The 7409-nt window shown below is 65.3% G+C and carries 6 protein-coding genes and 1 riboswitch; of the genes, 5 read left to right on the forward strand and 1 reads right to left on the reverse strand.

Going from position 1 to position 7409, the window contains the following annotated elements:
- The 5 genes from VGP39_RS10960 to gcvP form a co-directional block, all read left to right on the forward strand.
- Window positions 1-418, forward strand: a 418-nt coding sequence (locus VGP39_RS10960) for an isocitrate/isopropylmalate family dehydrogenase (protein ID WP_327568124.1), incomplete at its 5' end; no start/stop codon positions are given.
- Between the two features lie 257 nt (window positions 419-675).
- Complete coding sequence (locus VGP39_RS10965) at window positions 676-1257, forward strand: hypothetical protein (RefSeq protein WP_327568125.1); 582 nt, start codon at window positions 676-678, stop codon at window positions 1255-1257.
- A 243-nt stretch (window positions 1258-1500) separates the two neighbouring features.
- Window positions 1501-1589: riboswitch (glycine riboswitch) on the forward strand.
- A gap of 138 nt (window positions 1590-1727) precedes the next feature.
- Window positions 1728-2879, forward strand: coding sequence for a glycine cleavage system aminomethyltransferase GcvT (gcvT, locus tag VGP39_RS10970; RefSeq protein ID WP_327568126.1), 1152 nt, complete (start codon window positions 1728-1730; stop codon window positions 2877-2879).
- 8 nt (window positions 2880-2887) lie between these two features.
- Window positions 2888-3253: a glycine cleavage system protein GcvH gene (gene gcvH, locus VGP39_RS10975; RefSeq protein WP_327568127.1), complete on the forward strand. Its 366-nt coding sequence runs from the start codon at window positions 2888-2890 to the stop codon at window positions 3251-3253.
- Between the two features lie 166 nt (window positions 3254-3419).
- On the forward strand, window positions 3420-6281 hold the full coding sequence (gene gcvP, locus VGP39_RS10980; RefSeq protein WP_327568128.1) for an aminomethyl-transferring glycine dehydrogenase: 2862 nt from the start codon (window positions 3420-3422) through the stop codon (window positions 6279-6281).
- A gap of 324 nt (window positions 6282-6605) precedes the next feature.
- Here gcvP and recA read toward each other — a convergent pair.
- Window positions 6606-7409 (reverse strand): recombinase RecA (gene recA, locus VGP39_RS10985; RefSeq protein ID WP_327568129.1); only part of this gene is annotated, 804 nt, incomplete at its 5' end.

The raw sequence follows: 7409 nt of genomic DNA on the forward strand, positions 1-7409 counted from the left end.
CTGCAAGAATTACGACGGCGACGTGCAGTCCGACACCGTGGCGCAGGGCTACGGCTCGCTCGGGCTGATGACCTCGGTGCTGATGACGCCGGACGGCAAGACCGTGGAAGCCGAGGCCGCGCACGGCACGGTGACGCGGCACTACCGCGAGCACCAGAAGGGCAAGGAGACCTCGACCAACTCCATCGCCTCGATCTTCGCCTGGACGCAAGGGCTGTCGCATCGCGCAAAACTCGACAGCAACGACGAACTGGCCACATTCGCCAAGACGCTGGAAAAAGTCTGCGTCGACACCGTCGAGGCCGGCTACATGACCAAGGATCTGGCGCTCCTCGTCGGCGCCGACCAGCGCTGGCTGTCGACCACCGGCTTCCTCGACAAGGTCGCGGAGAATCTGACCAAGGCGATGGCGAGTTAAAAACCGTCATTCCGGGGCGCGCCTGTTCGGCGCGAACCCGGCATCCATACTCCCTGTGTCGGCGTGTGAATGCTGAACTCGAGTACCGGGGTTATGGATTCCGGGTCTGCGCCCCGAAGAGGGCGCATCCCGGAATGACGGGATAGTGACGTGTAGCCCGGGCGAGCGGAGCGACCCCGGGACTTTTCGCGACAGGTCCCCGGGGTCGCTTCGCTCGCGCGGGCTACAGGTGCTGAATTGTCGAAACAGGCGTGAAAATGACTGCCGAACAGGATCAACACGCGTCCCTCAGCGACGCCTTGATGGCACGGGCAAATGCAAAAGTAGTGCCCGGCCGTTCCTGCGGCGCCTGCACGCTGTGCTGCAAGGCCGTCGGCGTCGTCGAGATCGCCAAGCCCGGCGGGGTATGGTGCCAGCATTGCTCCGGCGGCAAGCGATGCACGATTTACGAGCAGCGCTACGCCAGCTGCCGCACCTTCTATTGCGAATGGATGATGCAGAAAGCGCTCGGGCCGGAATGGAAGCCGGACCGCGCCAAATTCGTGCTGACCAATACCGATTCCCACCGCCACCTCACCGCCTGTGTCGATCCCGGCTTTCCCTCCGCCTGGCGGCGGCCGCCATATTATGCGCAGCTCCGGCAATGGGCGGCCGAGGGCCTGCAACGGTTTCCCGACCTGCACGTCGTCAATGCGATGATCGGCAGCCGCTGCATCGTGATCCTGCCCGACCGCGACGTCGACATCGGCGAGCTTGATTCGGACGAGATGATCGAACTCCGCGCTGCGGGCGCGGGCTTCGAGGCCCGCAAGGTCAAGCGGCCTGCTGTTACGCGTTAAGGCGTCATTCTGCGGCGCGCCTCTTGGCGCGAGCCCGGGATCCATCCTCCCTGTGTCGGGGTGTGAATGCTGAACTTGAGTACCGGGATTATGGATTCCGGGCCTGCGCCCAAGCGGGCGCATCCCGGAACGACGGGGAACTCAGGGCTTCCTGCCTTATTTTTCCCAGACAACCGCCGTTGATAATTGCTGCGCTGCGTTGACAGTCCTGGCGCCGTCGTGTTTCCCTCCTATCTTGTTACAGTAGTCGCGTCGGGAGAGATCGGCTAAGGCGCCGGCGCCGAAGGAGCAACCGCCCCGGAAACTCTCAGGCAAACGGACCGCGCGACTTGATGACATCTGGAAAGAGACGCGCGCGGGCTTTCGCCCCGACGGGTCCGCCGACGGGATAATGCTCTCAGGCACAGCGACAGATGGGGCTTTTGGCAGGTGTCCGGGAATTGTTCCCGGATTCTTGCAAGGGCCTTGCAATGCTTGCGCGCGACTCCGAGACCTCATCGCTGAAACGCACTCCCCTGCATGCGCTGCATCTTGCGCGCGGGGCTAAGATGGTGCCGTTCGCCGGCTATGACATGCCGGTGCACTATGCGAGCGGCGTGATGAAGGAACATCTGCACACCCGCGCCGCCGCCGGCCTGTTCGACGTCTCGCATATGGGACAGATCGCGCTGCACGCGAAATCCGGCCGGAACGAGGACGCCGCGGCCGCGCTGGAGCGGCTGGTGCCGCAGGATATCCGTGGGCTCGCACCGGGCCGCCAGCGCTACGCGCAGTTCACCAACGACGCCGGCGGCATTCTCGACGACCTGATGGTCGCCAATTTCGGCCGCCACCTGTTCCTGGTGGTCAACGCCGCCTGCAAGGCCGCGGACGAAGCGCATCTGCGCGCGCATCTGTCCGATGTTTGCGTGATCGAGCAGCTAACGGACCGCGCGCTGCTGGCGCTGCAGGGGCCCAAAGCGGAATTGGTGCTGGCGAAATTTTGCGCCGATGTTGCGGCATTGCGTTTCATGGATGCCGGACCGCATCGCGTTGACGGCATCGACTGTTTTGTGTCGCGATCCGGCTACACCGGCGAGGACGGTTTTGAGATCTCGGTGCCCGCCGACAAAGCCGAGGCGCTGGCAACCGCGCTGCTCGATGACAGCGACGTGCTGCCGATCGGCCTTGGCGCGCGCGACAGCCTGCGGCTCGAGGCCGGGCTTTGCCTTTACGGCCACGACATCGACGCCACGACCACGCCGGTCGAGGCCGGACTTGCATGGTCGATCCAACGCAGCCGTCGGGAGGCCGGAAAACGGCCGGGCGGATTCCGCGGCGCGGACGTGATCCTCAACCAGTTCGCACGCGGCGTTGCGCGCTGCCGCGTCGGCCTGAAACCGGAGGGCCGCGCGCCGGTGCGCGAGGGCGCAAGACTGTTCGCCGATGACACATCGCCGGACGCGATCGGCGTGGTGACATCCGGAAGCTTCGGGCCGAGCATCAATGCGCCGGTCGCGATGGGCTACGTGCCGGCGGCGCATCCCGCCGACGGCACGCGGCTGTTCGCAGAGGTTCGCGGTCAGCGCCTCGCGGTGCGTGTCAAAGACCTGCCGTTCGTCCCCCACAATTACAAGCGCTGAGGAATGTCATGACCATCCTGTTCACATCGGACCACGAATGGCTGCGCATCGAGGGCGACGTCGCCACCATCGGCATCACCGATTATGCGCAGTCGCAACTCGGCGATGTGGTGTTCGTGGAGCTGCCCAAGGTCGGCCGGCAGTTGAAGAAGGCGGAGGCCGCGGCGGTGGTCGAATCGGTGAAGGCTGCCTCCGACGTCTACGCGCCGATTTCCGGCGAGGTGCTCGAGGTCAATGGCGCCGTCGCCGCCGAGCCTGCGCTGGTCAATTCCGATGCCGGCGGAAGCGCGTGGTTCTTCAAGCTCAGAATCGCCGACAAAAGCCAACTCGACGGCCTGATGGATGAGGCCGCCTACAAGACCCACACGGCGTGATGAGCAAGAGCGCCACACACACAACCGTCATCCTGAGGAGCCGCGCCCTTGCGCGGCGTCTCGAAGGATCGCCACACGCGCTCGTGGCGATCCTTCGAGACGCGGCGAGGACGCCGCTCCTCAGGATGACGACCTTTATTTGCCAATCGATCCGGAGCTTTTCGGCATGACGACTTCCAAACTCCCTGAGCCTGCGACCAATTTCGCGCGCCGGCATATCGGGCCCTCGCCGCGCGATGTCGAGGCGATGCTGGAAGCCGTCGGCGCGAAAAGTCTCGCCGCGCTGGTGAGCGAGACGCTGCCGTCGTCGATAAGGCAGCAAAAGCCACTCGATCTCGGCGAACCGCTAAGCGAGACCGAGGCGCTGGCGCATATGGCAAAACTTGCCGCGCAGAACCAGCTGTTCACCTCGCTGATCGGCCAGGGCTATTCCGGCACGATTCTGCCGCCCGTAATCCAGCGCAACATCCTGGAAAATCCAGCCTGGTATACCGCCTACACGCCGTATCAGCCCGAGATCAGCCAAGGCCGGCTGGAGGCGCTGTTCAATTTCCAGACCATGATCTGCGACCTCACCGGGCTCGACGTCGCCAACGCCTCGCTGCTCGACGAGGCCACCGCCGCGGCCGAAGCGATGGCGCTGGCGGAACGCGTGGCGCATATGAAGACGAAAACTTTTTTCGTCGACCGCGAGGTGCACCCGCAAACATTGGCGGTGCTGCGCACCCGCGCCGAGCCGCTCGGCTGGACCCTGATAACAGGCGATCCCCTCACCGACCTCGACGGCGCCGAGGTGGTCGGCGCGCTGCTGCAATATCCCGGCTCCTCCGGCGCGGTGCGCGACCTGCGGCCTGCAATTGCAGCGCTTCGCGCCAAGGGCGGCCTCGCCATCGTCGCCGCCGACCTGCTGGCGCTGACGCTGCTGGCCTCGCCGGGCGAACTCGGCGCCGATATCGCAATCGGTTCGGCGCAGCGTTTTGGCGTGCCGATGGGTTTTGGCGGCCCGCACGCCGCCTATATGGCGGTGCGCGACGCGCTGAAACGCTCGCTGCCCGGCCGCCTCGTCGGGCTGTCGATCGATTCGCGTAAGCAACCCGCGTACCGCCTCGCACTACAGACCCGCGAGCAGCATATCCGCCGCGAGAAGGCGACCTCCAACATCTGCACCGCGCAGGTATTATTGGCGGTGATGGCGTCGATGTATGCGGTCTATCACGGGCCGGAGGGTCTTGCGCATATCGCGCGGACCGTACATCGCCGCGCGCTGGTGCTGGCGGCGGGATTGAAGAGACTTGGATTCGCGCCGCAGAGCGACGCCTTCTTCGACACGGTGACGGTGGAGGCTGGCGCCGGGAAAGACGACGTCATCGCGCGGGCTTCGGGCGAAAAAATCAATCTGCGGATTGGCGAGACCACGTTCGGCATCGCGCTGGACGAAACCACGACGCCTGCGATTGTGGAAGCGGTATGGCGCGCGTTCGGCGGCAGGCTTGGCTACGCCGACATCGAGGCCGGCGTTCGCGAGGCGCTGCCGGCCGAACTGAAACGCAGCAGCGCGTTCCTCACCCATCCGGTATTCCATGCCCACCGCTCGGAGACCGAGCTGCTGCGCTACATGCGAAAACTCAGCGATCGCGACCTGGCGCTCGACCGCGCCATGATTCCGCTGGGCTCCTGCACCATGAAGCTCAACGCCACCGCCGAGATGATTCCGCTGACCTGGCCTGAATTCGGCAGCCTGCATCCGTTCGCGCCGCGCGAGCAGGGGTCAGGATATCACGCGCTGTTCGCGCGCTTGCAAAAATGGCTGTGCGACATCACCGGTTATGATGCGGTGTCGCTGCAGCCCAATTCCGGCGCGCAGGGAGAATATGCCGGCCTGCTGGCGATCCGCGGCTATCACGCCTCACGCGGCGAGCCGCACCGCAATGTGTGCCTGATCCCCTCCTCCGCGCACGGCACCAACCCCGCCTCCGCCTCCATGGCCGGCATGGAGGTGGTGGTGGTGGCGTGCGATGCGCGCGGCGATGTCGATGTGGAAGATCTGCGCGCCAAGGCGGCGCGGCACGGCAACAATCTTGCGGCGATCATGATCACCTATCCCTCGACCCACGGCGTGTTCGAGGAGCACATCAGCGACATCTGCGAGGTCGTGCATGGCCATGGCGGGCAGGTCTATCTGGACGGCGCCAATTTGAACGCGCAGGTGGGGCTGGCGCGCCCCGGCGATTACGGCGCCGATGTCAGCCATCTCAATCTGCACAAGACGTTCTGCATTCCCCATGGCGGCGGCGGCCCGGGCATGGGGCCGATCGGCGTCAAAGCGCATCTGGCGCCGTTCCTGCCGGGGCACCTCGACAGCACGCAGCGAGCAAAAGTCGGCCCGGTGTCGGCGGCGCCCTACGGCTCGGCGTCGATCCTGACCATCTCCTACCTCTATATTCTGCTGATGGGCGGCAAAGGCCTCACGCGGGCCACCGAAATCGCGATCCTGAACGCGAACTATATTGCGGCCCGGCTCGACCCGCATTTCCCGGTGCTATACCGCAACGCCCGCGGCCGCGTCGCCCATGAATGCATCGTCGATCCCCGGCCGCTGAAGGCGGCCTGCGGCGTCACCGTCGATGACATCGCAAAACGGCTGATCGATTATGGTTTCCACGCGCCTACCATGAGCTTCCCGGTGCCGGGCACGCTGATGATCGAGCCGACCGAATCCGAATCGAAGGCGGAGCTGGACCGTTTCTGCGATGCCATGATCGCGATCCGGCGCGAGATATCGGAGATCGAGAGCGGGCGCTCGAGCGTCGAAGCCTCGCCGCTGCGCGCCGCGCCGCATACCGTGCACGACATCGCCGACGACAACTGGGCGCGGGCCTATACGCGCGCCGAAGGCTGCTTTCCCGCCGGCACATCGCGGACCGACAAATACTGGCCGCCGGTCGGCCGGGTCGACAACGTCCATGGCGACCGCAATTTGGTGTGCTCATGCCCGCCGGTTGCCGATTACGCCGAGGCGGCGGAGTAATCACCGCCGCCGTCATCCTGAGGCGCTCGCCGCTCTTGCGGCGAGCCTCGATGGATGCGGAAACAAGTGCATGCGGCCATCCTTCGAGACGCCGCGCAAGAGCGCGGCTCCTCTGGATGACGGCGGTGGGTAGCTTTCGTCATGCGCGGGTCAAGCCCGCGTATGACGCCGGTTGCTGCGTGCCCCGGACGCAGCGCAGCGCGCCGCACTTCGCGGCGTGGTGCGCTGCAGAGCCGGGGCCGTAACAAGGCACGGGGGTTCGTAACGGTCTCGGCTCTGCGGAGCAGCGCTACGCGCCGCACCGCGTCCGGGACACGGCTACCGTTAATCCTCCGCCGGCTCCTCGCCGTCGGCGTCGCGCTCCGGCGAGCCCGCGAGAATCTGCTCGGCGATCAGCCCGGAGTTCTGCCGGATCGCGGCCTCGATCTTCGCGGTCATGTCGGGATTGGCCTTCAGGAACGCTTTTGAGTTCTCGCGGCCCTGCCCCAGGCGCTGGCTGTCATAGGAGAACCAGGCGCCGGATTTCTCGACGATGCCGGCCTTGACGCCGAGATCGAGAATCTCGCCCATCTTGGAGACGCCCTCGCCATACATGATGTCGAATTCAACCTGCTTGAACGGCGGCGCCAGCTTGTTCTTCACCACTTTTACGCGGGTCTGGTTGCCGACTACCTCGTCGCGCTCCTTGATGGCGCCGATGCGCCTGATATCGAGCCGTACCGAGGCATAGAATTTCAGCGCGTTGCCGCCGGTGGTGGTTTCCGGCGAGCCGTACATCACCCCGATCTTCATCCGGATCTGGTTGATGAAGATCACCATGGTGTTGGACTTGTTGATCGAGGCGGTCAGTTTTCGCAGCGCCTGGCTCATCAACCGCGCCTGCAGCCCGGGCAGCGCGTCGCCCATCTCGCCTTCCAGTTCGGCGCGCGGCACCAATGCGGCCACCGAATCGATCACCAGCACGTCGACCGCGCCGGAGCGCACCAGGGTGTCGCAGATTTCCAGCGCCTGCTCGCCGGTGTCGGGCTGCGAGATCAGCAGTTCATCGATGTTGACCCCGAGCTTGCGCGCATAGACCGGGTCGAGCGCGTGCTCGGCGTCGATGAAGGCGCAGATGCCGCCCTTTTT

This window comes from Bradyrhizobium sp. (assembly GCF_036009065.1).
Taxonomy (GTDB): Bacteria; Pseudomonadota; Alphaproteobacteria; order Rhizobiales; family Xanthobacteraceae; genus Bradyrhizobium.

Coding starts and splice junctions, on each gene's coding strand:
- VGP39_RS10965 (WP_327568125.1), top strand. CDS start 676: ATGACTGCCGAACAGGATCAACACGCGTCCCTCAGCGACGCCTTGATG.
- gcvT (WP_327568126.1), top strand. CDS start 1,728: ATGCTTGCGCGCGACTCCGAGACCTCATCGCTGAAACGCACTCCCCTG.
- gcvH (WP_327568127.1), top strand. CDS start 2,888: ATGACCATCCTGTTCACATCGGACCACGAATGGCTGCGCATCGAGGGC.
- gcvP (WP_327568128.1), top strand. CDS start 3,420: ATGACGACTTCCAAACTCCCTGAGCCTGCGACCAATTTCGCGCGCCGG.